This is a genomic window from Geomonas silvestris (genome assembly GCF_014193515.1).
Taxonomy (GTDB): domain Bacteria; phylum Desulfobacterota; class Desulfuromonadia; order Geobacterales; family Geobacteraceae; genus Geomonas; species Geomonas silvestris.
The window spans coordinates 238,660-265,133 of the sequence record NZ_BLXX01000006.1; the positions used below are offsets into that span (position 1 = coordinate 238,660).

Below are 26,474 nucleotides of genomic sequence, written 5' to 3' on the forward strand. Positions count from 1 at the left end.
TAGCACTGCTTTATTAAAAGTCTCGAAAATTCAGCATAAGCCCCAACAACCCTCCGGAGTTTTTCCTGCTGACCCGGGCATTCGTCATCCTGGAGTCGATGATCCGCGAGCTGACCCGGACCACAACTAGCTGCAGTCGTTTCGCGAGCAGGTCTCCCGCCTGACGGCCAAGCACTTTAGCGCGGCTCGCATCGAGGAAAAAACGGTTAGACTCGCCCGTGACCGCCCTGAAGCGCTTAAACCATTCTCTCGCCACAGTTTCGAAGGTGTTTTCCCCTTCGGCAACTTGTGCCGCTTTCTCGGCCTTTCTGGCCACACCGGGGTCTTCTCCCCTGGCGATCATTTCCCTTGCTTGATCTCGTGATTTGCGGGCCTCGGAAAGAGAGACCGCGGGATAAGCGCCGAAGGAGAGCTTTTTCTCCTTGTCGGCGAAGCGGCATTTGAAGTACCAAAGCTTTCCGCCCGTGGGGTGATCAAGAGGTACGGCCCCCCGCCATCGAAAAGTTTGTACTTTCTTGGGGCCGGTTTCGACCGGGATATCTGGATATCTGAAAGAGGAGGAATCCTTTTAGGCATGAGTCTTTACCTCCTTTTGGGGGCCTTTTTTGTGCCCTTTGGGGCAGGCCCCCATGGATCTCCTGGACTACAGTAGACCTCCAGAGACCTTGGTGGACCATACCAACAGAAAAGGCCCTGATTTCTCAGGGCCTTTTCTGTTTCTTAAACCTATGTAACCTTCCAAAAACTAGCTGGTGGTACCGGAGGCCGGGGTCGAACCGGCACGGATTGCTCCGCTGGATTTTGAGTCCAGTGCGTCTACCAATTTCACCACTCCGGCAAGTGTCCGCGGAGTATACCCAATGGTTTTGCCAAGGTCAAGAATGAAATTGGCAAAGGGTACCGTAAAAAATTATTGACAGCCCACTTGCCCGATGTTATAAACGGAACTCCTTTGATGGGGCTGTAGCTCAGTTGGGAGAGCGCTTGAATGGCATTCAAGAGGTCGTCAGTTCGATCCTGATCAGCTCCACCATCACTTACCACAAGCATCTGAGACTCAACTCTTGGATGCTTTTTTGTTGAAAGCAGCAGAGGGCGTCTCTACTTCAATTAGTATTGACAACGAGACAACCAAATGGTACAAGTTGGAACTTCGATGGGGCTGTAGCTCAGTTGGGAGAGCGCTTGAATGGCATTCAAGAGGTCGTCAGTTCGATCCTGATCAGCTCCACCATCACTTACCACAAGCATCTGAGACTCAACTCTTGGATGCTTTTTTTCGTTTTCGATCCTCTTCCCTCGATTTGCCAATACCCATCTAGCGTCCCCCGCTGCCGGAAAAAATCCCGAACTGCTTTAACATAAAGACGACGCTTCCCGCTGTCCCAGCGCCCAGCGGTTGTGCAGCAAGCCCCTGGGCCGTCTCAGTGCTACCGCACACCTGGAGGGTCCATGAACGAGACTCCCAAGATAGTCCCCCCCCCTGTACTGCGAGCCAGATCACCCTGGTGCGTGCGTGGCTCACTGCAGCAGGAGCGTCACGTCAACGTCTCTATTCAGCCGGCATTGACGGCAACCGGCGACCCTACCCTCATCAAGATCGCCCTGCGCAAGTTGTTCAGCAACGCCTGGAAGTACACCACCGGCAGATCTCCTGCCGTGATAGAGTTTGCAGCGAGCCCCGAAGGAAAGGCCTTCCTGATGCGCGACAACGGCGTCGGCTTTGATCCTGCCGACGCCGCCAGGTTGTTCCACCCCTTCCAGCACCTGCACGACAACGACCGCCTGGCAGGTTAGGGCACCGGTCTTACCTGCGTGCGGCGCATAATCGAACGCCACAGCGGCAGGATCTGGGCCTGGGGAATCCCCGGGAAAGGGGCCATCTTCTACTTCACGCTGCAGGAGTGCGGCTCGTAGCTCGCACCTATTCCCCCTTCACCGCCTCCTTGGTCTTTTCCCCTGCCCTTTTCACGGTCTTGCCGGTTTCGGTGCCGGCCTTTTTCAGCGCCTTTCCCGTCTTCTTCGCTGCCTTTTTAAGCTCATGTCCCGTTTTCTGGCCGGCTTTTTTGATCTCGTGACCACCCCCCTGACGGTTCTCCTTGACACCCTGACCGGTGTCCTCCGTGTTCTGTGACGCGGTTTCTGCGCCGCAGGTCAAGACGCCGGCAAGAAGCAGCGCCGGCAGCATCGCGCTCACTGATTTCACACGCATCGCTAAACCTCCTTAACTCTCTTCGTTGTTCTTCCCCGCCACAGGACCTGCGCCAGCTGCCTTCTTTAGCGCCAGCTGGTTTTGCAACTCCCGTCTTTTGTTGGTGAGATACTCGTTCTTCTCCAGTTCCTTAAGCTGACGCGGGTAGCGGGCGGTCATGTCGTACCACTCGCTGATCCTGCGCTCAAAGCGCTCCTTTTCCGGCACCTGGAGCGCGTCCAGGAAACACTCCAAGGCCAGGTAGTATCGCACGGCATTGCGTTCCACCGCCCCCCGTACACCGGTCACCAGGGTCGGCCTGCCGTCTTGTCCCGCAACGGTACTAAACCCCACCTTGTCCCGAGCTATGGTGGCGAAGTAGCTTTTGATGGCCATGGTGGCCATGGTGCCGGTACGGTAGGAGTAGCTGAAATGAATAAAACTCTTGCCGTCATCGAGCGGGACCGCCTCCAACCTGATCCGGTGATCCTTGGTCCTGAGCGGCCCCTGGTCCCCCTGGAGGGCGACGCTGAGGTAGTCCGGTTGCTGCGCCACCACGCGAAAGGCGAGTTTGAGCGGATAGGCATCACCCGGTGGCTGGTAGTACTTCCTGCCGCTGTACATGGTAACCTGCCAGGTTCCGCCGGACTGTTTTGCGGTGCAGGCCTTGATGTTGATATGCAGCGAGGTTATATCACACCAGTTAGCCGGGACCGCGAGGGCATCCTTCACCTGGTGGAAGGGGTGATTGAAAACGCCGTACATGTCAACCTCGGCCGTCCCCTTGTTCTCAAAGGAATCGAGGTAGATCGGCGCTCCGAAGAGATTGTGCTGCAGTTTGGGAAGCACCGACGGATATTTGGCGAGCAGCGCCTTGGCCGCTCCGGAGCTCACCTCATCGGCAGATGCCGGGGCGGCCAGGAACAAAGCGGCAAGGACCAGGATCAAAAGCACCCCTCCTCGAAGCCAATCCAGTCGGAGCCTTCGTCTGTTTCCGGTCATAGGTACCTCCGGTTCACGAGCAGACCGCGCTCTGACAGCTTATGGTGTGTCACTACCTGTGAACCATGATACTCCTAATCGAGGAAATGCATCTATCCCATCTGACAGGTACGGCGGCCCGCGCTGCCGGGCACGCCCACAAAAAAGGGCCCGGCCCGGAAACACCCGAACCGCGGCCCTTTTGCCGACAGTCACTTTCAAAATGTGCTACCTACCGAAAGAGAATCAGCGAGCGTCTTGGGACGCAGCATCGTCCGCGGCCACCCTCTGGGGGGTGATCAGGTCGGCGCACAGGGAGATCAGGATGGCGAAGATCACCGGCCCCAGGATGAGCCCAAGGATACCGAGGCTGAAGACGCCGCAGATCGCGCCGAGAACGATCGCCAAAACCGGTATGTCCCCCGTGGCCCCGATAGCGAGTGGCCTAATGGCGTTGTCGGCGAGCCCCACGAAGAGAAGGCACCAAAGCGCCAGCAGACCGGCCTTGAGATAGGCGCCGTTCAGGGCGATGAGCGCCGCCAGCGGGACCCAGACCACGCCGGTCCCCACCACCGGAATAAGCGCAGCGACCGCAGTGAGCGCTCCGCACAGAACCGGGGCGGGAACCCCGGCAACGAAGTAGCCAAGTCCCGCGGTGACCCCTTGAGCACAGCAGGTCAGGATGGTGCCTACCGTTACCGAGGTGGTGATGGAGCGGATCTGGTTCACGTAGCGGTGGGCAGCCGCGGGATTGGAGGCGAAGCGGTCGATCGCCGCGGAGACGGTGCGCTCCCCGTCGCGATAGATGAAAAAGAGGATAAAAAGGGCGACCGCCAGGGTGAACAGCAGGTCCGCCAGGCTGCGCGCCGTGTTGGTGGCCAGTTCGAGGAGAAACGAGGAGGAGGCCGCAGCGGCCTTGGCTCCCATCCCCTTGAGGTCGACGCCGAGCTTCTGGGTAATCGAGGTGAACCGGTCCACTAGGGGGAGATGGCTTATGGTGTTGGCGCCGGTGCGCGCAAACTCCTGGACCAGCTGTTCTGCCTCGTGGTACCAGTCACTGGCGTTGACGACGATGGTGGTGACGAAGGCGGCCAGAGGAAGGATGAAGCAGATGGTCACGATGAGAACCATCAAGCCGGCTGCCTTTCCCGGGCGTTCCGGGAAGTGTTTCAGTATCCGGTTGTAGTGCGGCAGGGTCGCAATTCCAATGATCAGTGCCCAGGCAAGCGGTGCGGCGATCGGCGTGGCCAGAAGTCCGATCACCGCGAGGGCTGCAATGGTGAAAAAGGCCGCCAAGAAGCTCACATAGATCTTTTTATCCATAAGGGGCACCTGTCCGGGTCAAGTAGGTGGTACGGCAGGTCCGGGGACCGGCGTGAGCTCCCTGCACACGCGGCAGGGCAGCAGAATCGGAGTCCTCCGCAGCGGGATTCCCCCGTGAGCGGATCAGCATCTGGTCAGCGCGCGGTGCCCGGAGTCTCAAGTTTGCGGACGTCGGAGGGCGTCGTCGGGGGAGCACCCGGGGGCTGCACAGACTGTTCGCTTTGAAACGCGGGCCGGTTGGTCCGTTCATCGGTGAGCTGGGGTGCCTCTTCGATCACCTGCCAGTTTTTCCCGATCGGGATGGTGATCGGTTTGGGCGGCACCGTGGGGGCCGCTGCAGGCCTCGCGGTGCGCGCAGCAGAGCATGCTCCGAGCAGAACCGTTAGTGCAAGAACTGACAGGGCCTGGGCGATTAGTCGGTATTTCATGTCATCTCCTTGGTTGAGCCCGGAAGTAGGCGAGATCGATACTGGAACCTTCCCGGTCCCTCATGACAAAGCATACCAAGGAGAAAGTATAATGAAAAGAATAACCGCAACAATCACTGCAATTAAGGTCGAGGTGTCAGTGACGGGCCGCGCTCTAAGTAGCAGCACGGTTCTTTCGACGACGACACCAGTCAGTAATAGCGACCGTTAGATTCATACCCCTTTGAATTCATCGAGCGGCCGGATGCTGTACCCTTCGAGGTTCGGTGTCAGTGCCGCCGGCTCGATTTCGGTGTTGATTTCGGGTTCGTCAAAGACGATGCGTGCCGAGGTAGGCCCCGTCCTGATCTCGATCGCTTCCGGGAAAGGAACCCCGCTCACGTTTCGGTAATCGTGAAAATCGGCACGGTCTCCTCCGGGGGAGATCTTGCGATCCATAAGGCCGAACTTGTCGTAGTGCACCCGGTCTCCGCTCGCGTTGAGGACTTCGCTGCCGTACTGGGAGGGATCGGGATCCGCCTGGTGGGCCACCACCCATTTGAAAAGGGCAAAGCTTCTGAACACACCGTTTGCCGGAAGCTCCGAGGCCCGTCCCTGGTAGGCCGTCTGCCTGGAGGGGACTATGCAGGTGAGCCGGTCGCCGTCGCTGAAGATCTCGAGCACGGTGAGGCCGAAGGGGGAGAGTACGGCGATGTGAAAACGGTCCGGATAGCTGAACACCAGGTAGCCGCGGCCGCTGGTGCCGTGTTCGCCGGCTTTCAGGGAGAGCGAGACCGAGGACTGCAGTGTCTCGAGCTGGCGGCCGGGAACCAGTCCCGTCAGAGGTTTCTGCACCGAAGCGCAGGCAGTGAGGGCGAGTGCCGCCAGGAAAACGACCAAGCGGCAGAGCGACGAAAGTGTAAAGAACCTAACTGGCACCAGGGACCTCGCGGAGGAGTTGCGGATGTGCGGCGTGCAGCCGCCGGTGTTTCTATTTACCTGACCCGCCCGGTACATTCAAGTCCTGATTGTGAAACCGGTCGATCCGCCGCCCCTTCGTGGTGCGCTTCCCCTTGCAGCTCCCGGCGTCTTTCCCTGTCAGCAGACCAGTCCGCTACGGCATCAGACTCCCTTGTTGCTGTCGATCCATTTATTGAACCTTCTGAGCGATTCCCCGGCGCCGACCTCATAACAGGTACCCACCCCCGCAGCAGCGATGGCCCGGTAGGTCCGCTCCCAGTAGACCGGAAGCTGCAGCCCGCGCAAAAGAAACCTCGGGATGTCCCGCGCGCCGAGATAGGTTTGGTTGAGGTGGTTGATCAGGGGGAAGACCGGTTCTCTATAACGGAAACGGTCGATGATCTTGCCAAGCGCCTCCTCGATCTCCCCCAGAAGCGGAGAGTGCAGAGGGGCATCGCAGTGGTGGCTGCGGGCGGAAAAGGCACCCAGGACCTGCGCCTGCTGCACGGCTTGGTGGATATCCGCCTGCCTGCCGGAGAGGAGGAAGTGGAGCGAGGTGTTGTGGTTGGCGAGATAGACCTGATGCTGCGCCGCCAGCTCTTCGACCCGCTCCAGGGACAGCCCGGCTATCTCCCCCAGCGCGTAACGCTCCCTCCCCTTCCCCAGGCACGCCAGGCACTCCCCAAGCTCGGACGAGATCTCAACAGCCGCCGCCTCCGAGATGGAATTGCAGGCCACCAAGGCGGGAATGATCCCCAGACCGTGCTGCGCGACCAGCGACGGCACTATCCCGATCTTGGCCATCTTGCGCAACTGGTAGAGACTGCTTGCGAGCCCCTGCAGCTGTAACGCCATCTGCTGAGTCCCTTCCTCCCCGGGCCAGGCCCCCGTCAGCAGGTCATGATGCCCGTAGCGCAGCACCAGTTCGGCAACCTCGTAGAAGTCGCCGTCATCAGGAAAACTGGCCACCGCCGTCAGAGGCAGTCCGGGAAACATGAAACAGTTCATCTAGGGCTCTCCTGGTAGGCTACCCTGCAACGGCAACCTGAGCGCCACGCCGGCGCATCCGGCCGCGGCTCGGCAGTCTTCTGTCCAGGCTCGGGAACCGACTGAGCGGTTACCGAAACCTCAGCAGCTGTGCAGTTCGATGTACTCGGCCATGGTGCGCACCGAGCGGAAAACCTGGGCGGCGACGGCCGCGTCGGGCACCACCACCCCGAAAGCATGCTCCATCCCCACGGCGAGCTGCAGGGCATCGACCGAATCAAGCCCCAGCCCGTCCTCGAAGAGGGGCTGGTCCGGATCGAGGTCGTGGACGGTGAGCCCTTCGCTGCGCAGCGTGTTGATGATGAAGTGCTTTACCTGGTGCATGAGTTCATCACTCATCTCCCCTCCCGTTACTCTTAAAGACTTGCGAGGTCGGTCCCCCCTCTTCCGGTTAGCCGTAGCGCAACAGCGCCAGGCAGACCGTCAAGGCATCACGTGCCGAGGGGACCGGCCTTTTCGGCAACCGCTCGGCACGCGGGGGAGACAGCGGCACCGAGCCGATGCGGTGCCCGGAACGCACAGCCTTGACCAGCACCTCGGTTTCCAGGCGGGGGCCCTTAGATTCCAGTGCCAATCCCGCCAAAACCGCACCCGGGTAGTAGCGGATCCTGGGGTAGGCCTGCGCTACGGATGCGCCGGTCTTCTTATTGAGACACCACGCCGCGAACCGTCCGCACCTCCCCGGCAGGTCAGCCTCGTCGTCCGACACCGGCGCCGCTCCCAAGAAGATCTGAGGTTCAGCGGAGCTTGCCGCGGCGGCCAGGGCCCTTATGCTACCCGCGGGATCCCGAGCGTCGGCGTCGAGGGTGATAACCCCGGAATAGCCGCGGTCGGCAGCCCACTGGAACCCGCTCTGTAACGCCCTACCCTTGCCCAGGTGCACCGGGTGCCGCAAGACGGTCACCGGCAGGCCGGCCAGGAAAACCGAGCTGCAGACCCTCGATCCGTCGTCGACGACGAGCACCGGGTAGCCGGTTTTCAGCGCTTCGCTGACCGTGCCGCACAGGGGCGGGCCTGCGTCGCAGGCGGGTATGATCAGGCAGAGGTGCATGTAATGAGAACTCCTGGGGCGTGGGATGCGCCCGGCGGTGCGCTACGCGATGCTGCGCCTTAAGCGCTGTGTCGCGGGAGCTGCGAAGATCCGCCCCTAAAAGGATGCTGGCCGCGACGAGAAACAGCTCCGGTTGGGAACTCGGTCCTCTGTCACGGGCGCGCCCCTGGGCGGCCGAAGCTTGACCTTCCCCCCCGGCACACTTTCACAGCGCTGGTGCAGGCACTCGCTGTGGACCTGCGGCACGCAATTAGACACTTTTAATCACCGTACTCTTATACTGTAGGCGGGTGGGACTGTCAAACAGCGCTGACAAATATCTGTTGAGTACCGAAGGATAGGGAGGGGTGCCGACCTTGTTCAGGAAAACCGGCTAAGACAGCAGCTCAGGCAGGTTAAGCCATGAAGCGCAGGAGGCGATGCTTGCGGCTTGAGGGGAGTGAGTTCGCACGAGGGTGCTCAGAGCATGGGATAGCTGGGCGAGCGTGAACAGCTAGGGCTCGGCGCGGGCCATATCCTTGACGACGAACCAGCCGCAGACGAAACAGAGCACTCCTGCCAAAGCCATGGCAAGCGGGGTGATTAAAAGGGCGCTGCGCAGGTCCCAGAGGTCGGAAAGCCATCCCAGGATCGAGGGGGAGAAGGCGTCGCCCAGGGCGTGGATGAAGAAGATGTTGACGGCAAAGGCCATGGCCCGCATGGTGGGTGGGGTCACGTTGATGATCACGGTATTGAGCGGCCCGGTGTTGAGGAACAGGAAGAATTCGGCCACGAAGATGGCCCCCAGGCAGGTGGTGAGATCCGGCGCCAGGATGGCCCAGGCGGCAAACGGGGTGCCGATGAAGAACCCCCACCCCGACACGTGCAGATACCCGGCGGGGCTCTTTTTCTGCCAGCGATCCCCCAGCCACCCCCCCGCCAGGGTCCCCAGGATGCCGGCGAGCACCGTGGTCGCACCGAAGAGGGTGTTCCCCTTGGCCACGTTGAGTCCGTGGGCGCGGTTTAAAAAGGAGGGGATCCACTGGGCCAGGCCGCCGATGGCGAAGGTCATCGAGGCCATCGCCAGGGTATTGAAGACAAAGGAGCGATTACGGAAGAGGTCCAGGTAGCTCGTGGAAACCCCCTCGGGCACGGCGTCCGCCTCGCCCGCCTCGTCCGGCGTACCGTGCGCAGGAACTGCAGCGCCGCGCGGCGGCGTGCGCAACATGGCGATGGGGATGGCCAGGGCAAGCCCCGGCAGGCCGACCATGAGAAACGCGGCATGCCAGCCGAAGTTCTCCCCGAGCAGGCCGCCCAGGAGGTAGCCGAGCGCGCTCCCGACCGGAATCGCCACGTAGAACCAGGAGAGGATCTCGCCGCGCCGCTCCTTGGGGAAGTAGTCGGCGATGAGCCCCGGCGACACGGTCCCGAAGCTCGCCTCCCCTACCCCGACCGTGGCCCGGGCAGCCAGAAGCGTCCGGTACCCAGGGGCGAGCCCGGCGAGGGCGGTGGCGAGGCTCCAGACCACCAGTCCGCTTGCCGCAAGCTTCACCCGGCTCCAGTGATCCCCCAGCCAACCGAACAGCGGCGCGAGCATCATGTAGCTCAGCATGAAGGCGCTCCCGAGGAAACCGAGGGCCGTGTCGGAGAGGTTGAGGTCGCTCTTGATGAGCGGGAAAACGGCGAAGAGCACCTGCCGGTCGATGTAGTTCAAGAGGTTGACGGCGAGCAGCAGCCCCAGCACGTAGCGGCGGTAGGTTTTTGAAATGGTTTCTGCTGGCATGCGGATCTCCCTCTTTGCTTGGGTTACAGCTCTTCCACCGCCCGGCGCGAGCGCTCGACGATCTCGGCAGGCTCCTCGAACCTGAAGGAAAGGGGGGCGCCGAAGCGGACCGAAATGGTGCCGCGCCGGGGAAAGCCGGCCTCGGGGGGGAGCACCTGGTCACTCCCCCTGATCTTGATCGGCACCACGGGAAGCCCCAACTCCTTCACCATGATCCCGAGTCCCAGCTGGAAGGGCTGCATCTCCCCGGTCCTGGTATGGGCCCCCTCCGGGAAGATCAGGATGTTGATCCCGGCGTCGGCGAGCCTCCCCATGAACCGGAAGGCGGCGCTGAACCCTTGCTGCTGGGGGAGCGGAAAGAGGTTGAAGAAAAGCGTGCCGTACTCGAAGGTGAAACGCCGCCAGATGCGGTCCAGTCCGTGGTAGTCGCCGAAGAAGAACTCGGCCCAGGCGGCGGTGGCGGTACTATAGCGAAGCTCGGGCGGAAGCGCAAACATAACCGAGGGTTGGTCAAAGTACCCCTGGTGGTTGGCGACGAAGAAGACCGGCCCCTTGACCTTGGAGAGGTTCTCGGTGCCCGTGACCTCGAGGCGGGCAAAGCTGCGGTAGAGGGGATAGTGGAACACGGTATCCCAGAAGCGGCGCACCGCGCGGGCTAAAGGGGCGTTGGTCCAGAACCGGTAGTGGCTCTTCTGCGAGAGCTTCTCTCGTTTTTCGATGATCCGGCGCACGTCGGAGACCCGGGAGGCGGGCCCGATCTGGGAATCGTCGATGTCAAGCCGGTACTCCTGTTCCAGGAAGTTCACCAGTTCCAGGCGCCCGATCGAGGTGAGCCCCAGGTCGGCGACCACCAGCAAATCCTCGCGGATCTGCGCCACCGGCGTCCCGGTCACCTTGGCGAGGAGGTTCGTGAGGCTGTCGCGGGAACCCTTGGCATCCCCCTCCTCGGCTCCCTGCTTGATCGCCTCCTTCACGGCGAATTTCTTGATCTTGAGCGTGGTGGTCTTGGGGAACTCCGGCTCCTTCCAGAGGGTATACCCGGTGATCTGGTGCATACCGTCCAGGTTCTTGTTCGCCTGGGCGATGATGGCATCGGGTGGACTGCCGGAGCTGTCCAGAAGCAGCACGGCGTGCACCTCCTCGCCGCCCCCCCGGTCCAGGCCGATCACGCAGGACTCCTTCACACCCGGGACCTTGTTGAGTACCGCCTCCACCTCGTCCGGGTAGACGTTTACCCCGGCGCCGGTGACGATCAGCTCCTTCTCGCGCCCCTTGATGGTGAGCCAGCCGTCCGGGCCGATCTCCCCCAGGTCCCCGGTCTTGAACCAGCCGTCCTCGGTGAAGGCGGCGCGGGTCGCCTCCTCGTTGTGGTAGTAACCGGGAAAGACGTTGGCCCCCCGGGCCAGCACTTCCTTCTCCGCGATCTTCAGCTCCACCCCCGGCAAGGGGGGGCCGACGGATCCCGGCACCTGGCGCTCCATGCTGTTGACGCAGAGTACCGGAGCGGTCTCCGTCAGCCCGTACCCTTCAAGGACGGTAAAGCCCATGTCGAACCAGAAGCCGAACAGTTCCGGGGCAAGCGGCGCCCCGCCGGAGACGAAGACGGTGAAGTTGCGGCCGAAGGTGCGCTGCACCGGGAAGAAGAGAAGCTTCCGGGTCGGCATCGAGCAACCGGCGGCGAACCGGGAGAGCCTCGCGAAGACGCCGGCCAGGTGCTTCTCGGCGAGCTCCCGCTCGATGCTCGTTTTGAGCAGCTGCATGAGGCGCGGGACCGACATGATGACGTAGACGTCCTCTTCGGCCAGAGCCTCCATGATGGCCGAGGGCTTCAACGCTCCCAGGTAGATCACCGTGGCGCCGCGGTACAGCGGGGTGAAGAAGCCGCCCATCTGCTCGAACATGTGCGACAGCGGCAGGAGGGAGAGAAAGGAGAACTGGGGGGTGATGATGGGGACCTGGGTGTTGATCTGCTCGATGTTGGCGACCAGGTTCCGGTGGGTGAGGATCACCCCTTTCGGGTTCCCCGTGGTACCCGAGGTGTAGATGAGCTGGGCGATGTCCTCGGGCTTCGGCTCGTTGATGCGGGCGCTGGCGGGAAGATCGGGCAGCAGAAAGGGGAGGTGTTCCAATAGTAGGGTGTTGCCCGTGCTGATCCGCTCGACCTTGAACCTACTCTGCAGTACGAGTTTCGCCTCGGTCAGGCGCCGGATGCTGTCCGCCCGCACCAGGTCGGACATGAAATCGACCGGCACCGCGATGGCCCCCCGCACCAGGATCCCCCAGTAGGCAACGCCCCACCAGGACGAGTTAGGCCCCCAAAGCACCACGCGGTCGCCCGGTTGGACCCCCTGCTGCTCGAGCAAGGTGGCCATCTTCAGGGCAAGCTCGTAGCAGTCACGATAGCTGGTCACGAACCTGCGGATGCCGGTGCGGTTGATAAAGGCCGTCTTGTCGCCAAGGCCGGGAAAGGTACGGAAAAGATCCATCAGGGTCTGCATAACCTGTCACTCCTTGTACCGCCAGCGGCGGAGACCTCGCTGCTTTGCCGACGCGCCGCAGTTTTAAAAGTACCCGACGCTCATGGAAGACTCCCTCCAGCCGGCCCGCTGCAAAGAATAGCAGCAAAACTGACTTTAGCAGTTTTTATGATAAGCTCATGCCGTGACATTTGCACAACCTAATGTCCCTCTTTTCAACAACAGGTACTCTGCCGCCCCGTCACTGTGCCAGTCCCTGACGCTGACTCCCCGCTCATCCAGTATCGAAAAAACACTCTGGCTGTCCGACCTCGGAACGGTCCATGGATCTGCTCACCAAGGATGAACCTGAAGTCGCTGAGAGCCTATGGAGACGATACATGCCCCTGACGCCTCGTTCTGAGATACTTTTCTTGCTGGTAGTTGTGCTGGCAGCCAGCCTGGGTGCCGGGGGGAGGGCCCTGGCCGCGCCCTCCCCTGCTCCCGGGGTCGAGGCGGGCCGTCTCCTGGCCGGCGTTCCGGGGCCGGACCGGCTGGGAGAGGGACCCCCCTTAGCCCTGGCGGCACCGGTTCCGCCGCAGTCTCCGCAGCCCGCCGACGCCCCCCGCACGACGCCCCCCGTCTACCAGTGGCGGGTGTTAGCCGCGCAAGACGACAACACGACACCGGGGCAGTCCGCTGCGCCCCGCGCGCCAGCCGGCTCGGCTGCCGGCACTGCCGGCCAGAGGGTCCTCGACTGGGATAGCGGCGCCGGGAAGAGCTACCTCATCCCGGGGATCGAGCTCCCCAGTTTCCTGGTGCTCCTCAATCTCTACGACCGCACCTTCCTGGAAACCAAGACCCAGGAAGGAAGCAGCACCTACGACAGCAACCCCTCCACCATCTGGCAGCATCTCAGAAAGCAGAACTGGACCTTCGACCGCGACCCGTTCAACGTAAACCAGATAGGCCACCCCTACCAGGGGGCCACCATGTACGCCATCGCCCGCTCCACGGGGCTCAACTTCTGGGAATCGCTGCTCTACAGCAACCTGGGGAGCTTCACCTGGGAGATGGCGGGGGAGACCAGCCGCCCCTCCATAAACGACCTGATCACCACCGGCAACTCCGGAAGCCTCCTGGGTGAGGCCCTCTTTCGCATGTCCCAGCTGGTGCTCAAAGAGGATGCACCCCGCCCCGATGCCTGGCACGAGGCCGGTGCGGCGCTCCTGTCGCCGCCGACCGGATTCAACCGCTGGGCCTATGGCGAGCGCTTCAAGCCGATCTTTACCAGCGACGACCCGGCGCTCTTTTGGCGGGCACGCCTGGGAGCGAGCATCAGCGGCTCCTCGCGCCAGGCGGCGGTGCTCGATTTTCAGATGTCCTATGGCCTTCCCGGCAAGCCGGGGTACAGCTACCGCCGCCCCCTAGATTACTTCGATTTCCAGATCGGCGGGCTGTCAGAGGCCAGGAACCCCATAAGCTACGTGCTGTTGCGCGGCCTGCTCGTCGGCCGGGACTACCATGTCGGCGAGAACTACCGCGGCATCTGGGGGCTCTACGGCGGGTACGATTACCTCTCGCCGACCAACTTCCGGGTATCGACCACGGCCCTCTCCCTGGGGACCACCGGCCAGTACTGGCTGGCCCCGGGGATCGCCCTGCAGGGGAGCGTTCTGGGCGGCTTTGGCTTCGGCGCAGCGGGGAAGACCCCGGTCGATCTCGGCAAACGCGACTACCACTACGGTGCGACACCCCAGGTACTTTTGGCCACGCGCCTGCTCTTTGGCAACAGGACGGCGCTGGAGCTGATCGGGCGAGGCTACTACGTAAGCGGCACCGGTTCCGACGATTCCCAGGGATACGAGCAGATCGCCAGGATCAACGCCGGTTTTACCGTCCGGGTGTTCCGCCGCCACGGCATCGGGCTGCAGTTCGTCGAATCGCTGCGCTACGCCCACTACGGCTCCCTGCCGCGCAGCAAGCAGGCCGACGGGACCATAAGCCTCGTCTATACCTTCCTCGGCGACTCCCACCTGGGTGCCGTGGAGTGGCGCGACCTGGGGAGCCGCTAAGCCCGCGAGGCACTCACCCGGACAGCCGCCAGCCTGCAGGAGGGGCCCGGTTATGAGCTTGCGCACCGGGGCCTTTTTTTGAGAGAATGTAACGGGCATCAGGCACCCATTGGCAACCTCGGAGTGAAAACTCCGGCCTTCCCGGCGCTGCCCACGCGGAGGACAACCATGAAACCTCTTACCGGCATCACGCTGTTACTGGCCCTCCTCACCCAGCTCACGGGCTGCATCATCTGGCCAGGGTACTACGAAGACGAGGGATACCACCGAGGCTACCACGACCATGAGCATGGCCGCGGGGAATGGCGCGACCACGGCGATTGGCACGACCGCAGGTATTAAAACCTGATCTCTGCCGCCGGCTAGCCGCTCGTTCCCTGGGGGTGTCCCCGCCCCTCTTCGTGTACCCACCGTTTCTCCCCTCTCGAAGTTGTCGCCTGCACACCATCCCGATCACCGTTCCGCTCTACCGCAGATACGGCAGACACGGCGCATTTCAGGCAACAGATTCCCTGACTGTCCTGTGACAGCTGCGCAGATTACGGCAGATTGCACTGTTATCAGGGCCAGCAAGATTGGCATTGCCCATGCTATGAGGTAAAATACCAGCTAGCGCTAGCCGGTGAACGTGCGTCTCATACAGTGTGACCGGTTGAAGGAGGAATTATGAAAAGAGTACTGACAGTCACTCTCGCATTACTCGTTCTCACCACCACCTGGGCCCAGGCGGCCGGCAATTTCTCGTTCAGTATCAACGTAGGCGGCCCCCCGGTGGTGATCGAACAGCCGCCTGCATTCCTCTACCCGCCTGAACTCGGTTTCGGTGTCGCGGTAGGGGTTCCCTACGACATGTACTACCTCGGCGGAGTCTACTACATCTACCGCGGCGGCGGTTGGTACCGCACCTCGCGCTACGGCGGCGACTGGATCCAGGTGCGCCACCGCGAGCTCCCCTATGAACTGCGTCGCTACAAGGTCGCCCGGATCCACGAGTACCGCGACCGCGAGTACCGGGTCTACGATCGGGACCGGGATCATTACCGCGGCAGGACCTTCCGCCCCGACCATGGCAGGGGCGAGGAGTACCGCGGCCAGGGGCGGCGCCCCGATATCGGTGAGCGCCGCGGACACGAAGGGCGCGGTGAAGGGCGTCCCGAGCGCGGTGGCGATCACAGAGACGAGCGCGGTCGGTAAACGACCCGAAAAAAGCGGCGGCCGGACAGATCCCGGCGCCGCTTTTTGCTTCGCTTAGCGTCCCTCTCCGGGCCGCCAGGAGCGTCAAAGGGGGCGCCTGCCGCTTTCCCGAGCCGCGAAAATCCCGATTAACATGTCAACAGCCTTGACCTTCTGGCCTTTGAGGGATTATATGGTAGCTCCATTTTTCACATGACGAGGCGCACATGAAAGGTGAAAGCCTGTTGCAGGCCATCGGTTCCACGCCGCTCGTAGAGATCGGCACCCTCAGTAACAACCCGGCCGTGCGGATACTGGCCAAGCTTGAAGGGAACAACCCCGGCGGCTCGGTGAAAGACCGCCCGGCCCGCCAGATGATCCTGGCCGCCGAAGCAAGCGGTGAGCTGACCCCCGACAAGGTCATCCTGGAACCGACCTCGGGCAACACCGGGATCGCCCTGGCGATGATCGCAGCGGCGCGCGGCTACCGCATCAAGCTGGTCATGCCGGCCTGCGTCAGCGTCGAGCGCCGCAGCGTCCTGGAGGCCTATGGTGCCGAGATCGTCCTGTCGCCGGGGTGCGAGGCGACCGACGGGGCCATCCGCCTGGCCCACAAGATTCTCGCCCAGGACCCGGAGCGCTACTACATGCCGAACCAGTACTCCAACCCCAACAACGTCCTTTCGCACTACCTGACCACCGGCCCCGAGATCTGGGAGCAGACCGGGGGAACGGTGACGCACGTGGTGGCGGGGATCGGGACCAGCGGCACCGTGATAGGCCTTTCCCGCTTTTTCCGGGAGAAAAACCCCGAGGTGCGGGTGGTTGCGGTAGAACCGGTCTTGGGGCACAAGATCCAGGGGCTCAAGAACATGCAGGAAGCGATCGTTCCGGCCATCTACGATCCGGCTTCCTACCACCACAAACTGGTGGTCGAGGACGACGACGCCTTCGAGACCGCGCGGCTTTTGGCCAGCAAACAGGGGATCTTCTGCGGCATGTCCGGCGGAGCCGCGGTATCCGGAGCGCTGCGCCTTTCGGGCGACCTCGCCTCGGGAACCGTGGTGGTCATCGTCCCGGACCGCGGCGACCGCTACCTGAGCACCAATCTCTTCAAATCCATGTGCGCCGACTGTCCCCCCTAGCAGCGCGGCAGGTTCCCCCTGCCCAAGCCTTGCCACACCGGTGGCCCCCGCACACCCCCTCTAGGAGCTTTAATGGGCAACATCCTGATGCTTTTTCTGGCGCTCGCCATCATCCTCTTCGGCGCCACCGTCTTCACCAACGGCCTTGAGTGGTTCGGCAAGAAGCTGAACCTCTCCGACGGCGCCGTGGGGAGTATCTTTGCCGCCATCGGTACCGCTCTCCCCGAGACGCTGGTCCCGATCATCGCCATCATGTTCGGCACCAAGGAGGCCGGCCACAGCATCGGGGTCGGCGCCATCATCGGGGCCCCCTTCATGCTGGGGACGCTTGCCCTGTTCATCAGCGGCGTCGCGGTGATCTTCAACCGCAAGCAGCGCGACGACTACCCCGTGATGCGCGTGGACCACGTGGTCATGCGCCGTGACATGGAGTATTTTCTCTCGCTCTACTCCCTGGCGATCCTCTGCACCTTCCTCACCCATCCGATCCTCAAGGTCTTCATCGCCATGACGCTCTTCATGTGCTACGGCGCCTACGCGCTCAAGACCATCAAGGGGACGCAAAACCACGCGGTCGAAGAGGCAGATCTCGATCCCTGCTATTTCGCACCCAAATCCCACGACCCGCACTTCGCCCTGATCCTCTCCCAGGTGCTCAGTTCGCTGTTTCTCATCGTCTGGGGATCCTACATCTTCGTGGAAAAGGTGCAGGTGCTGTCGGCCGAGATGGGGATCTCGCCGTTCATCCTTTCCATGATCATCGCCCCCATCGCCACCGAGCTTCCCGAGAAGTTCAACAGCGTCATCTGGATCAACAAGGGGAAGGACACCCTGGCCATCGGCAACATAACCGGCGCCATGGTTTTCCAGAGTTCCGTCATCACCGCGATCGGGATCATGATGACCCCCTGGCAGCTGAACCACGCCGCGTTCGTCACGGTGCTGCTCACCTTCGCCTCCATCGGCCTGGCTTACGCGCAGCTGCGCATCAAGCGTGCGCTGACGCCGGTCACCCTGCTGGCTGGCGGTCTCTTTTACGCCCTGTTCCTGGTCCTCATCTATCTCGGGAAGCTGTGACCGAGAAAGGCCGTTCCCCCTTGGCGCCGGTCCTGCCCCCGCAGTGACCGGCCGCCTCCTCTCCCCCTGAATCCCGCTGCTGTCCCCTCACCATCAGCTATCCGGTAACTACCCGGGCCCATTGCGGCATTTGCCGGCTGGTCCGGCTTTTCTCCCTTTAGTTTTCATAAGCGGTGCCGATACCACGTAGGTAAGTTTCCCGGCCGGTGGAGACGGCACGACCAAGCCCGCCGAGGTGCCAGGGAAGTGCCTAGAATCATGAGAGGTGTTATGCAGTTTTGGCAGAGAGGAGCCAGCCAAAAGTCCGAACAGCCGGAGCCTTTGACGGGAAAACCTGGAAACGAGGCGACCCCTCCGGCAACTCCGGAGGCGGAGGCCTCAGGGCCGTACCGCGCCGGGTCCGCTGGCGGGGCGCTTCCCGCCAGCGCAGTCCTCGTCACCGACGACCGTGGCGTCGTCTCCCTCTGCACCCCCGCGGCGGCAGCCCTCTTCGGCGCGGCAGACCTGCTCGGCCGCGCACTGGCGGAACTGCTGGTGCCGGGCGGCGCGGCGGGTACCCCTTCCCTCCAAGATGTCATGGATCGGGCGCTTGCCTCTGGTAGCGCCAGCGCCGAGCTGCTCCTTGCCGGCGGACACCCCTCGGCGGCGCTCCGGGCAACCGTCACTCCGCTACTCGGCCAACCCCGCCACCCCCAGACCTATCACTGGCTCCTCGAAAAACCCGCTGCGCCGCAGGTAGAGGGCGGCCGCCTGGTGCAGGCCCTCTTGGAGGCGATGCCGCACCCGGTGTACCTGAAGGGGGACGACGGCAGCTACTGCGACTGCAACGAGCGGTTCGGCGCCCTCCTCGAGCTTACCCGCAACCAGATCCTGGGACGGCTCCCAAGCCAGCTCGACTCGCCGCACGACGACATCGTCCAGGCCCTGGCCAAAGCCCGCCCCAGCGCGGACCCCCGTTGTCCCGGCCAGGTGCTGCCGGTGCGTAGCGCCGCCGGGGGAACCTGCACCCTGTTCTTCATCGAGGCTCACCTGGTGGACGATCGCGGCGGGTGTCACGGCCTGGTCGGTATCATCCCGGACCTCACCGAGCAGACCCTGGCCAAGGAGGAGCAGCAGCTCCAGGCGACCATGCTGGAAGACGAGATCGCCAAGCACCAGCAGGTTGCCGAGGCGCTGCGCCAGCGCGAGAAGATGCTCTCCCTGGTCATAAACGCGGTTCCGCAGAACATCTTCTGGAAAGACACCAACCTGGTCTACGCGGGGTGCAACGACGCCTTCGCGCGCGCGGCCGGACTCCCCACGCCGGACGCCGTGGTCGGCAAGACCGACTACGACTTCCCCTGGTCGCCCGAGGAGGCCGAGGCCTACCGGCGCGACGACCGCGAGGTCATGCGCCTGGACCGCGCCAAGTACCACCTTACCGAAACCCAGCTCCAGGCGGACGGCTCGCTGCTCACCGTCGACACCACGAAGATCCCCCTGCACGGCGACGCAGGTTGCGTGGTGGGGGTCCTGGGGGTCTACGAGGACATCTCGCAGCGCACCGAGGTCGAGCGGCGGCTTAAGGAAAGCGAGGAGCGCCTGAGCGTGATCTTCGAGGCCTCCCAGGTCGGCATCGTCCTGGTCAACCCCGACGGCAGGATCAGCTTCGCCAACCGCCGGATGGCGGAGATGTTCGGCCTCCCCCTGGACGAGGTGCTGGGGACCCAGTACGTCTCCTGGCTGCACCCCTCCGAAGAAGGCGAAGGGTCGAGCCTGGCCGCCAGGCTGATCGCCGGGCAGGTGAGCTCGGTCGCCGTGGAGCGGCACTACCGGCGTCGGGACGGCAGCGATTTCTGGGGCTACCTCTCCGGGCGGCGCCTGGAAACCGGCGACGGCTCGCTGCGCGCCCTGGTCGGCTGCATCGCCGACGTCACCGAGCTCAAGGCGTCGCAAAGCGCCCTGCAACGCGAGAAGGAGCGCCTTGCCGTGACGCTGCGCTCCATCGGCGACGGGGTCATCACCGTGGACACCGCCGGGAAGGTCGTGCTGATCAACCGGATGGCGGAGGAACTCTGCGGCTACCGCCAGGAGGAGGCTGCCGGGCTCCCCCTGGATCAGGTGTTCCGGGTCGTAGAGGAACGGAGCCGGGTACCGAAGGAGAACTCCATTGCGCGGGTCCTGACAACCGGCGAAGTGGTCGAGCAGTCGGGACTCGGGGTGCTGGTGGCGCGCGACGGCACCGAACGGAGCATCGTCAGCAAGACCGCGCCGATCCTGGACCGCAACCAGGCCATCCCGGGGGTGGTCCTGGTCTTCAGCGACATAACCGAGCGGCGCGGCATCGAGGAGGAGCTCTTCAAGGCCCGCAAACTCGAGTCCCTGGGGATCCTGGCCGGCGGCATCGCGCACGACTTCAACAACCTGCTCACCGGGATCATGGGGAACATCGCCCTCTCCCGGGCGACGCTTCCCGATGAGCACCAGGCCGCCGTGTTCCTGGACCGGGCGCGCAAGGGGGCCGAACAGTCCAAGGCCCTCACCCAGCAGCTGCTCACCTTCTCCAAGGGGGGGGCGCCGGTGAAGAAACTCACCTCGATATCCCAGGTGCTCACCGACTCGGCGACCTTTGCCCTCAGGGGCTCCAATGTCCGCTGCGACTTCGACATCGCCCCCGACCTCTGGCCGGCCGAGATCGACACCGGGCAGATGAGCCAGGTGATCAGCAACCTGGTCATCAACGCCGACCAGGCGATGCCCGAAGGCGGGACCATCCTGATCCGGGCGGAAAACGTGCTCCCCCTCGACGCAGAGGAGAGCCAGCACCGGATCCGGATCACCTTCAAGGACACCGGGGTCGGCATCGGCACCGACGACCTGAGCCGTATTTACGACCCGTACTTCTCCACCAAGGCGACCGGCAACGGCCTTGGGCTGGCAACCGTGTACGCCATCATCAAGAACCACGACGGGGAGATCAGGGTGTTCTCGCGCCGCGGGCACGGCACCACCTTCGCCATCACCCTGCCGGCACAGGACGGCCCGGCTCCCGAGCCCCCCCCCGAACTACCTAAGGCGCCCCTGGCCCCGGCAAACGACGGGGGGAGGATCCTCCTCATGGATGACGAGGACGCCATCCGCGAGATGGCCAAGGCGGCGCTCACCATGTTCGGGTACCATGCGGTGGTGGTTTCCGACGGGGAGGAGCTTTTGGAGGTGTACGCGAGGGAACTGGCGGCGGGACACCGCTTTGCCGCGGTCATCATGGACCTCACCATACCGGGAGGCATGGGGGGCAAAGAGGCGGTGAAAAAACTCCTGGAACTGGACCCCGACGCGGTAGCCGTCGCCTCGAGCGGCTACTCGGAGGACCTGGTGATGGCGAAGTACCGGCAGTTCGGTTTTGCGGGGGCGGTATCCAAGCCCTACTCCCTGCACGACCTGGAGGCCACCCTGAAGGAGATCATAGTCCGGACCAGGGGGGAAGGAGCCTGAACCGAGGGATCACGCAGCAACAAAAAAAGCCGCCTTTTTAGGGCGGCTTTTTTTCGTTGACGATACGGCTTAGGCGACGGTTTTGGCCTTGGGGCCTCTGGGCTTGGCAACCTTGGGCGGCTTGACCGCTTTGGCCTGCTTGGCGGGCTTCGCTTCGGCGACCGGTTTGGCGGGCTTCGCCTGCTTGGCCGGTTTGGCGGCCTTGGCGGCTTTAGCCGGAGCGCCTTTCTTGGCCTCGATGTTGGCCATGCGTACCTCGCGTGCCTTGGCCAGGTTGTCGGCAAGGCCGCGGTCCTGCGCCATCTTGCGGCGGGCCTCGGAGTAGTTCTTCGCCGAAAGCGCCTGCTTGCTCGGAATGCCGAACTGCTTCTTGTACTCGCCGGGTTTCATGCCGTGGGCGGTGCTCAGGTGCCGCGCCAAGGTCTTGAAGCCACCTTTGCCGCAGACCATGCAAACTACTTCGCTCTTTTTAAAGGCGTCCTTCACAGTAACAGTCGGTTTAACCTCTTCGGTTCCCTCGATACTTTGACCTGCTTCGAGGTTCTTGAGAGCGTTGTGTACTTTTCCGATTTCGAATATAAGCTGGTCTGAAGTCATCGGAGTACTCGACGCATGTGATGCTACGATCTGAGCTGCGATTTCCACTAACGTTGCCATTGATTGTTCCTCCGGAACTAAAATGAATAATTACGGTTATACTGACATATCTGTAGCCTTTGTCAATGAGAATAATTCAGCATGCTGAATTAATGGGGCGGTGGTCCGATGAACCGAGCGCCTGACTCGGTTCGAGCCTACCGGTCTGACAGTTTTACGAGGTGAAAAACCTAGCGCCTGCACCCCTTGTATGTGCGCGGCCCGGGTTATTCACCCCCTCTGTCCGGCACGTGAAGGGGAGCACAACAATTACCCGGGAACTTCCCCTTTTTAATCGGTCCGCCTCTCCGAGTTGCTGTTGATATTCCTGTGCGCTTCCCTTTACAATCACTGGACGGAACGTTGCGTCTGCAGTTTATTCAGACGCGCGGAGAGAACAACCACCCCGGTGGGCATCAGTTCAGGAAGAAGGTCCGAAAACGAAAAATAACGCTCCTGGTTCCCGCTGACGTTGCCGCGTCCGCTTGCCGGCGCCGGTCAATCCCCAGCGGAGCGGTTGGGAAAATAAGAGAGTTTATAGTTGACAGGAATGGTGCATTTAAGTATTAGTAGAGCCAGCCTTAGCTAATCACATAGCAGCAACTTATCTAGAGCGATCGAGGGACTGGCCCGATGACGTCGCGGCAACCTCCCTTCAGGGGAAGGTGCCAAATCCTGCGGAGCGGCAACGTTCCGGTAGATAAGGAAGCGCGGACTACTCGCCCATGAAGTCCCCTTCCGCCCCCGGATGGGGACTTTTCCTTTATGGAGGTACCAGATGAAGATCGCAACACAGGCAGCCCAGGTGGGCCTGGACCGGGAAACCAGGACCGGAGCCGTCACCGTCCCCATCTACCAGACCGCCACGTTCCGCCACCCGGGGCTTGGTCAGAGCACCGGCTACGACTACGCCAGGTCCGGCAACCCGACCCGCGAGGCGCTGGAAGTGGGACTGGCCAAACTCGACGGCGGCGCCCGCGGCTTCGCCTACGCCTCCGGCATGGCCGCCATCACGAGCCTCATGTTCCTGTTCCGCCAGGGTGATCATCTGGTGGTCACCGAGGACCTCTACGGCGGCAGCTACCGGCTCTTCGAGAAACTGTTCCAGCAGTTCGGGCTCTCCTTCAGTTACGTCGACACCAGCGACCTCGAGGCGGTGCGCGCCGCCATCAAGCCGAACACCCGCGGGCTTTTCGTGGAATCCCTCACCAACCCGCTTTTGAAGGTGGCCGACGTCGCGGCGCTCGCCACCCTCTGCAAGGAGCGGGGTCTGCTCTGTATCGTGGACAACACCTTCCTGACCCCGTACCTTTTGCGCCCCCTGGACCTGGGCGCCGACATCGCCATCTACAGCGGGAGCAAGTACTTGGCCGGTCACAACGACACCGTCTGCGGGCTGGTGACGGTCAAGGATCCCGCTCTCGCGGAGCAGGTCTACTTCCACCAAAACGGTGCGGGCGCCGTGCTGGGCCCCCAGGATTCCTGGCTTACCGTGCGCGGCATCAAGACCCTGCACGTCAGGATGGACCGCCAGCAGGAGAACGCCCTGGCGATCGCGCGCTGGCTCACCGGCCACCCGAAGGTCGGCAAGGTTTACTACCCGGGGCTCGAGGGGCATCCCGGGCGCGAACTCATGGCGGCGCGCGGCACCGGTTTCGGCGCCATGATCGCCTTCGAGGTAGCCCGGCCGGAACTCGTGAACCAGCTCCTTATGAAGACACAGCTGATCTCCTTCGCGGAGAGCCTTGGGGGGGTCGAGAGCCTGATCACCTTCCCGCAGGTCCAGACCCACGCCGACATCGAGCCCGAGACCCTCAAGCGCCTGGGGATCAACAACCTGCTCTTGCGCCTGTCGGTGGGAATTGAAGACAAGGACGACCTGATCGCCGACCTGGCGCAGGCCTTCGAAGGAGAATAAGGATGAAATTCGCAACCGAACTGATCCACGGGGGGAACCCCATCGACCCGGAGCACGGCTCGTTGAGCCACCCGGTCTACCACACCTCGACATTTGCCCAGCGCTCCTTCGACCATTTCGGCCGCTACGACTACGCGAGAAGCGGCAACCCCACCCGGGAGGCCCTCGAGGAAGCCGTAGCGAGGCTGGAAAAAGGGGCGACGGGCCTGGCCTTCGCCTCAGGCATGGCCGCCATCGCTTCGACCTTCCTGCTGTTTCGCCCCGGCGACCACCTGGTGGTATGCGAGGACGTCTACGGCGGCACCTTCCGGGCGCTCTCCACGCTCTTCACCGGCTGGGGGCTCAAGGTAAGCTTCGTGGACGCCACCGACCTCCCAGAGATCGCCGCGGCGATCACCCCAGAGACCCGGGCGCTCTACCTGGAAACCCCGTCCAACCCGCTCATCAAGATCAGCGACCTCCCCGGGTGCGTGGCGCTTGCCCGGCAACGCGGTCTTTTGACCATCGTGGACAACACCTTCATGACCCCCTACCTGCAGCGCCCGCTGGAGCTTGGCTGCGACATCGTGCTGCACAGCGGCACCAAGTTCTTAAACGGCCACTCGGACGTCATCTGCGGCTTCGCGGTAACCGCGACCCAGGAGCTCGGCCAGCGCCTGCGTTTCATCCAGAACGCCTTCGGTGCGGTGTTGGGGCCCCAGGACTGCTGGCTGGTGCTGCGCGGCTTGAAGACGCTCAAGGTGCGCCTTGAGGAGGGCCAGGCGAGTGCCCGGAAGATCGTGGCCTGGCTGAAGACGCAGGACAAGGTGCAGAAGATCTACTACCCTGGGCTCCCCGAACATCCGGGCTACGAGATCCACCAGCGCCAGGCAAGCGGACCGGGTGCGGTGCTCTCCTTCGAGCTCGACAGCTACGAGACCACCAAGCGCCTTCTGGAAGGGGTGCAGCTGGCCGCCTTTGCGGTGAGCCTGGGCGGCGTCGAGAGCATCCTCTCCTACCCCGCCAAGATGTCCCACGCGGCCATGCCGCCGGCGGAGCGCGAGGCGCGCGGCATCAAGGACACCCTGGTCCGGCTCTCGGTCGGCCTCGAGGACCCGGAAGACCTGATCGCCGACCTGGAGCGCTTCCTCAAGTAGGCTGCGCCCCATCGAGGCTCCTCTCCTCGCGTTGTAACTTATCAGTGTCTGCAGGAACAACGGCATCAGCCGGTCATTAACGTGGTAGCCCAAGACCACACATCCCCCCGCCCCCTGCGGGAGGGGGCCAGGGGGTGGGGGAAGCCCCCTAAGAAGGAAGCAGCCTGTCACCTCCGTGGCAGCCTCACCCTACCCCTCTCCCGCAAGGGGAGAGGGAACCTTGCCGGCGATAAAGAACCACGCCCCGAAACGAAAAAAGCCCGACCACTGCTGGTCGGGCTTTTTGTTACTTGGGAGGTGCGGAACTTACTTGTTGTAGCGCCAGGGAAAGCTCACCGTCTTCACGCCGGGGATCGCCTTCTGGAAGGTCGCCAGCCCTTTTTCGGTGATGCTGTTGCCGCTGCAGGTGAGCCCCTTAAGCGAAGGGAGCCGCTCCAGGTGGGCGAGACCGTGATCGGTGATGACGGTTTGGTACAGGTAGAGCCGTTTCAGGTTGGTCAGCTTGTTGAGACCGCGCAGCGCCGCGTCGGTAAGCCCCTGCCCCGAAAGGTAGAGTTCTTCGAGGCCGGTCAGGTGCATGATGCTCTCCAGGTCGCGGTCCGCCACCTCATAGAGAAACAGCGAGTGGAGGTCGTCCGGTTTCAGGTTGCGGATCCTGCCGATCTCGACTGCCTCGTCGGCCTTTACATCGAGACGCACCGCCTGGTCTGCGCCGATTTTCAGACAGCCATGTGCCGGGCCGATCTTCCTCCACTGGCTGAAGTTGAACGAGTTGCGCTCCCTCAGGTAGAGGGTCCCTTCAAACCGGTCCGTGGGGAAGCAGATCTCGCGGACCGCCTTCTCCGGCGCTGCGACCGGCACCTGAGCCTGCTCACCACGCAGCAGGGCCAGCCGTTTCTTGGCCCGGGCGATGTTCATCTCGGCGGCGGCCGTCATTTCGCCCAAGAGGTCCATCCCCTGCGCGAGGCTAGCCTCGACCCTCAGCTTGAACCGGTAGACGTAGCTCCCTTTTAGGTCCTGTACTGTGGCGCGGGTGGCTGCGATATCCTCGCGTTCCTGGGCGATCTGGCGGATCACCTGCACCAACTGGTGCGCCAGGTCGAGCGGCTCCTGCCGCGGTTTTGCCACCGCGGGGCGCCAGTTGCGCAGGATCTCCTCGAGGGTATGCCGGTCCTGGCTGGCGTAGGCCCGGTTCGCCTTGGCCATCAGCTCATGCCGTTGGTTCTCGTCTGCCCCCGATCCTACCAGGTCCGGATGGATGGCCTTGGCGACCTCGCGGTACAGCGCCTTGATCTCTAAGTCCTCGAAGCGGCGCAGGTGCACGGGGTCGGCAGCCAGGTCCTCCCGCTCCGATTCCTCCTCAGACTGCGAAGCGTTCCCGGCTCCGGCCCCCCGGGTCTCCCCCGCGTCCCGGCCCACCTCCGATTGGGATCCAGTCAGCTGGGCGATCTCGCCCTCTATTCTTTCCAACTCCGCGATACGCCGGCCTACGGTCTTTTCGTACTCACCTTCGAAGCGGGTAATTTCTCCGCGCAGTTTTTGCAGCTCGGCGCGCGCGGCGCCATGCTCGGCTTGCAACGCGGCCAATGCGTCCTGCTTGAGGTCAAGCTCGATCTCTTCGGGGAGTCTTTGCTGGTTTCCGGCTCGCATTCCTCTACCTGG

The 26,474-nt window shown here is 63.0% G+C and carries 22 protein-coding genes, 3 tRNA genes and 1 riboswitch; of the genes, 11 read left to right on the forward strand and 14 right to left on the reverse strand.

Translation table 11 applies throughout. The annotated features are described in order from the left end of the window. Positions 1–13: 13 nt before the first annotated feature. Together GMST_RS22445 and GMST_RS11910 are read right to left on the reverse strand one after the other, a co-directional pair. Positions 14–538 (reverse strand): Arm DNA-binding domain-containing protein, encoded by a 525-nt coding sequence (locus tag GMST_RS22445; RefSeq protein WP_183354925.1) that lies wholly within the window; start codon positions 536–538, stop codon positions 14–16. 215 nt (positions 539–753) lie between these two features. Next, positions 754–838 (reverse strand) — tRNA-Leu (locus GMST_RS11910). A gap of 119 nt (positions 839–957) precedes the next feature. Between GMST_RS11910 and GMST_RS11915 the strand changes: the two genes are divergently transcribed. The 3 genes from GMST_RS11915 (at position 958) to GMST_RS11925 (ending at position 1,797) form a co-directional block, all read left to right on the forward strand. Further along, positions 958–1,033 (forward strand) — tRNA-Ala (locus GMST_RS11915). 125 nt (positions 1,034–1,158) lie between these two features. Beyond that, positions 1,159–1,234, forward strand: a tRNA-Ala gene (locus GMST_RS11920). Positions 1,235–1,452: 218 nt separating this feature from the next. After that, on the forward strand, positions 1,453–1,797 hold the full coding sequence (locus GMST_RS11925) for an ATP-binding protein (protein ID WP_183354877.1): 345 nt from the start codon (positions 1,453–1,455) through the stop codon (positions 1,795–1,797). Between the two features lie 127 nt (positions 1,798–1,924). Here GMST_RS11925 and GMST_RS11930 read toward each other — a convergent pair whose 3' ends face one another. The 10 genes from GMST_RS11930 to GMST_RS11975 all read right to left on the reverse strand — a co-directional run bounded on the left by GMST_RS11930 (position 1,925) and on the right by GMST_RS11975 (position 12,220). Beyond that, positions 1,925–2,212, reverse strand: coding sequence for a hypothetical protein (locus GMST_RS11930; protein WP_183354878.1), 288 nt, complete (start codon positions 2,210–2,212; stop codon positions 1,925–1,927). Positions 2,213–2,224: 12 nt separating this feature from the next. Then, the gene (locus GMST_RS11935; protein ID WP_371873122.1) at positions 2,225–3,145 is read right to left on the reverse strand and encodes a hypothetical protein; all 921 of its coding nucleotides are present in this window, start codon (positions 3,143–3,145) and stop codon (positions 2,225–2,227) included. Positions 3,146–3,418: 273 nt separating this feature from the next. After that, positions 3,419–4,495: an AI-2E family transporter gene (locus tag GMST_RS11940; RefSeq protein ID WP_183354880.1), complete on the reverse strand. Its 1,077-nt coding sequence runs from the start codon at positions 4,493–4,495 to the stop codon at positions 3,419–3,421. A 134-nt stretch (positions 4,496–4,629) separates the two neighbouring features. Beyond that, positions 4,630–4,923, reverse strand: coding sequence for a hypothetical protein (locus GMST_RS11945; RefSeq protein ID WP_183354881.1), 294 nt, complete (start codon positions 4,921–4,923; stop codon positions 4,630–4,632). 213 nt (positions 4,924–5,136) lie between these two features. Continuing rightward, the gene (locus GMST_RS11950) at positions 5,137–5,841 is read right to left on the reverse strand and encodes an outer membrane lipoprotein LolB (RefSeq protein WP_246399481.1); all 705 of its coding nucleotides are present in this window, start codon (positions 5,839–5,841) and stop codon (positions 5,137–5,139) included. A 183-nt stretch (positions 5,842–6,024) separates the two neighbouring features. Next, a complete protein-coding gene (locus tag GMST_RS11955; protein WP_183354883.1) occupies positions 6,025–6,870 on the reverse strand; it encodes an ACP S-malonyltransferase in 846 nt (281 codons plus the stop codon). A gap of 120 nt (positions 6,871–6,990) precedes the next feature. Further along, positions 6,991–7,248 (reverse strand): phosphopantetheine-binding protein, encoded by a 258-nt coding sequence (locus GMST_RS11960; RefSeq protein ID WP_183354884.1) that lies wholly within the window; start codon positions 7,246–7,248, stop codon positions 6,991–6,993. A gap of 52 nt (positions 7,249–7,300) precedes the next feature. Further along, positions 7,301–7,960: a glycosyltransferase family 2 protein gene (locus tag GMST_RS11965; protein ID WP_183354885.1), complete on the reverse strand. Its 660-nt coding sequence runs from the start codon at positions 7,958–7,960 to the stop codon at positions 7,301–7,303. A 493-nt stretch (positions 7,961–8,453) separates the two neighbouring features. Beyond that, positions 8,454–9,722 carry a spinster family MFS transporter gene (locus GMST_RS11970; RefSeq protein ID WP_183354886.1) on the reverse strand — a complete coding sequence of 423 codons (1,269 nt, stop codon included), beginning with the start codon at positions 9,720–9,722 and terminating at the stop codon, positions 8,454–8,456. Between the two features lie 23 nt (positions 9,723–9,745). Next, complete coding sequence (locus GMST_RS11975; protein ID WP_183354887.1) at positions 9,746–12,220, reverse strand: AMP-binding protein; 2,475 nt, start codon at positions 12,218–12,220, stop codon at positions 9,746–9,748. Positions 12,221–12,612: 392 nt separating this feature from the next. Here GMST_RS11975 and GMST_RS11980 point away from each other — a divergent pair, with 392 nt between their 5' ends. From GMST_RS11980 to GMST_RS12005, 6 genes are all read left to right on the forward strand, one after another. Next, positions 12,613–14,253 (forward strand): DUF3943 domain-containing protein, encoded by a 1,641-nt coding sequence (locus GMST_RS11980; protein WP_246399487.1) that lies wholly within the window; start codon positions 12,613–12,615, stop codon positions 14,251–14,253. A gap of 168 nt (positions 14,254–14,421) precedes the next feature. After that, on the forward strand, positions 14,422–14,595 hold the full coding sequence (locus GMST_RS11985) for a hypothetical protein (RefSeq protein WP_183354888.1): 174 nt from the start codon (positions 14,422–14,424) through the stop codon (positions 14,593–14,595). 324 nt (positions 14,596–14,919) lie between these two features. After that, on the forward strand, positions 14,920–15,447 hold the full coding sequence (locus GMST_RS11990; RefSeq protein ID WP_183354889.1) for a hypothetical protein: 528 nt from the start codon (positions 14,920–14,922) through the stop codon (positions 15,445–15,447). A 206-nt stretch (positions 15,448–15,653) separates the two neighbouring features. Then, on the forward strand, positions 15,654–16,571 hold the full coding sequence (locus GMST_RS11995) for a PLP-dependent cysteine synthase family protein (RefSeq protein WP_183354890.1): 918 nt from the start codon (positions 15,654–15,656) through the stop codon (positions 16,569–16,571). 72 nt (positions 16,572–16,643) lie between these two features. After that, positions 16,644–17,648 carry a sodium:calcium antiporter gene (locus GMST_RS12000; RefSeq protein ID WP_183354891.1) on the forward strand — a complete coding sequence of 335 codons (1,005 nt, stop codon included), beginning with the start codon at positions 16,644–16,646 and terminating at the stop codon, positions 17,646–17,648. A gap of 321 nt (positions 17,649–17,969) precedes the next feature. Next, on the forward strand, positions 17,970–21,122 hold the full coding sequence (locus tag GMST_RS12005; protein WP_183354892.1) for a hybrid sensor histidine kinase/response regulator: 3,153 nt from the start codon (positions 17,970–17,972) through the stop codon (positions 21,120–21,122). Positions 21,123–21,191: 69 nt separating this feature from the next. Here the strand turns inward: GMST_RS12005 and GMST_RS12010 are convergent, their stop codons facing one another. Further along, positions 21,192–21,779, reverse strand: coding sequence for a Ros/MucR family transcriptional regulator (locus GMST_RS12010; RefSeq protein ID WP_183354893.1), 588 nt, complete (start codon positions 21,777–21,779; stop codon positions 21,192–21,194). Between the two features lie 580 nt (positions 21,780–22,359). Then, a riboswitch (SAM riboswitch) is annotated at positions 22,360–22,465 on the forward strand. A 71-nt stretch (positions 22,466–22,536) separates the two neighbouring features. Between GMST_RS12010 and GMST_RS12015 the strand changes: the two genes are divergently transcribed. Then, positions 22,537–23,676 (forward strand): trans-sulfuration enzyme family protein, encoded by a 1,140-nt coding sequence (locus GMST_RS12015; RefSeq protein WP_183354894.1) that lies wholly within the window; start codon positions 22,537–22,539, stop codon positions 23,674–23,676. A gap of 2 nt (positions 23,677–23,678) precedes the next feature. Beyond that, positions 23,679–24,812 (forward strand): trans-sulfuration enzyme family protein, encoded by a 1,134-nt coding sequence (locus GMST_RS12020; RefSeq protein WP_183354895.1) that lies wholly within the window; start codon positions 23,679–23,681, stop codon positions 24,810–24,812. Positions 24,813–25,118: 306 nt separating this feature from the next. Here GMST_RS12020 and GMST_RS12025 read toward each other — a convergent pair whose 3' ends face one another. Continuing rightward, complete coding sequence (locus GMST_RS12025) at positions 25,119–26,462, reverse strand: leucine-rich repeat domain-containing protein (protein ID WP_183354896.1); 1,344 nt, start codon at positions 26,460–26,462, stop codon at positions 25,119–25,121. Positions 26,463–26,474: the final 12 nt, after the last annotated feature.

Excerpts from the sequence above, each read along its gene's own strand:
- GMST_RS11985 (WP_183354888.1), top strand. The coding sequence starts at position 14,422 with ATGAAACCTCTTACCGGCATCACGCTGTTACTGGCCCTCCTCACCCAG.
- GMST_RS11990 (WP_183354889.1), top strand. The coding sequence starts at position 14,920 with ATGAAAAGAGTACTGACAGTCACTCTCGCATTACTCGTTCTCACCACC.
- GMST_RS11925 (WP_183354877.1), top strand. The coding sequence starts at position 1,453 with ATGAACGAGACTCCCAAGATAGTCCCCCCCCCTGTACTGCGAGCCAGA.
- GMST_RS12000 (WP_183354891.1), top strand. The coding sequence starts at position 16,644 with ATGGGCAACATCCTGATGCTTTTTCTGGCGCTCGCCATCATCCTCTTC.
- GMST_RS11930 (WP_183354878.1), bottom strand. The coding sequence starts at position 2,212 with ATGCGTGTGAAATCAGTGAGCGCGATGCTGCCGGCGCTGCTTCTTGCC.
- GMST_RS12025 (WP_183354896.1), bottom strand. The coding sequence starts at position 26,462 with ATGCGAGCCGGAAACCAGCAAAGACTCCCCGAAGAGATCGAGCTTGAC.
- GMST_RS11965 (WP_183354885.1), bottom strand. The coding sequence starts at position 7,960 with ATGCACCTCTGCCTGATCATACCCGCCTGCGACGCAGGCCCGCCCCTG.
- GMST_RS11940 (WP_183354880.1), bottom strand. The coding sequence starts at position 4,495 with ATGGATAAAAAGATCTATGTGAGCTTCTTGGCGGCCTTTTTCACCATT.
- GMST_RS11945 (WP_183354881.1), bottom strand. The coding sequence starts at position 4,923 with ATGAAATACCGACTAATCGCCCAGGCCCTGTCAGTTCTTGCACTAACG.
- GMST_RS12020 (WP_183354895.1), top strand. The coding sequence starts at position 23,679 with ATGAAATTCGCAACCGAACTGATCCACGGGGGGAACCCCATCGACCCG.
- GMST_RS11960 (WP_183354884.1), bottom strand. The coding sequence starts at position 7,248 with ATGAGTGATGAACTCATGCACCAGGTAAAGCACTTCATCATCAACACG.
- GMST_RS11955 (WP_183354883.1), bottom strand. The coding sequence starts at position 6,870 with ATGAACTGTTTCATGTTTCCCGGACTGCCTCTGACGGCGGTGGCCAGT.
- GMST_RS11995 (WP_183354890.1), top strand. The coding sequence starts at position 15,654 with ATGAAAGGTGAAAGCCTGTTGCAGGCCATCGGTTCCACGCCGCTCGTA.
- GMST_RS11970 (WP_183354886.1), bottom strand. The coding sequence starts at position 9,722 with ATGCCAGCAGAAACCATTTCAAAAACCTACCGCCGCTACGTGCTGGGG.
- GMST_RS12010 (WP_183354893.1), bottom strand. The coding sequence starts at position 21,779 with ATGGCAACGTTAGTGGAAATCGCAGCTCAGATCGTAGCATCACATGCG.
- GMST_RS12015 (WP_183354894.1), top strand. The coding sequence starts at position 22,537 with ATGAAGATCGCAACACAGGCAGCCCAGGTGGGCCTGGACCGGGAAACC.
- GMST_RS11975 (WP_183354887.1), bottom strand. The coding sequence starts at position 12,220 with ATGCAGACCCTGATGGATCTTTTCCGTACCTTTCCCGGCCTTGGCGAC.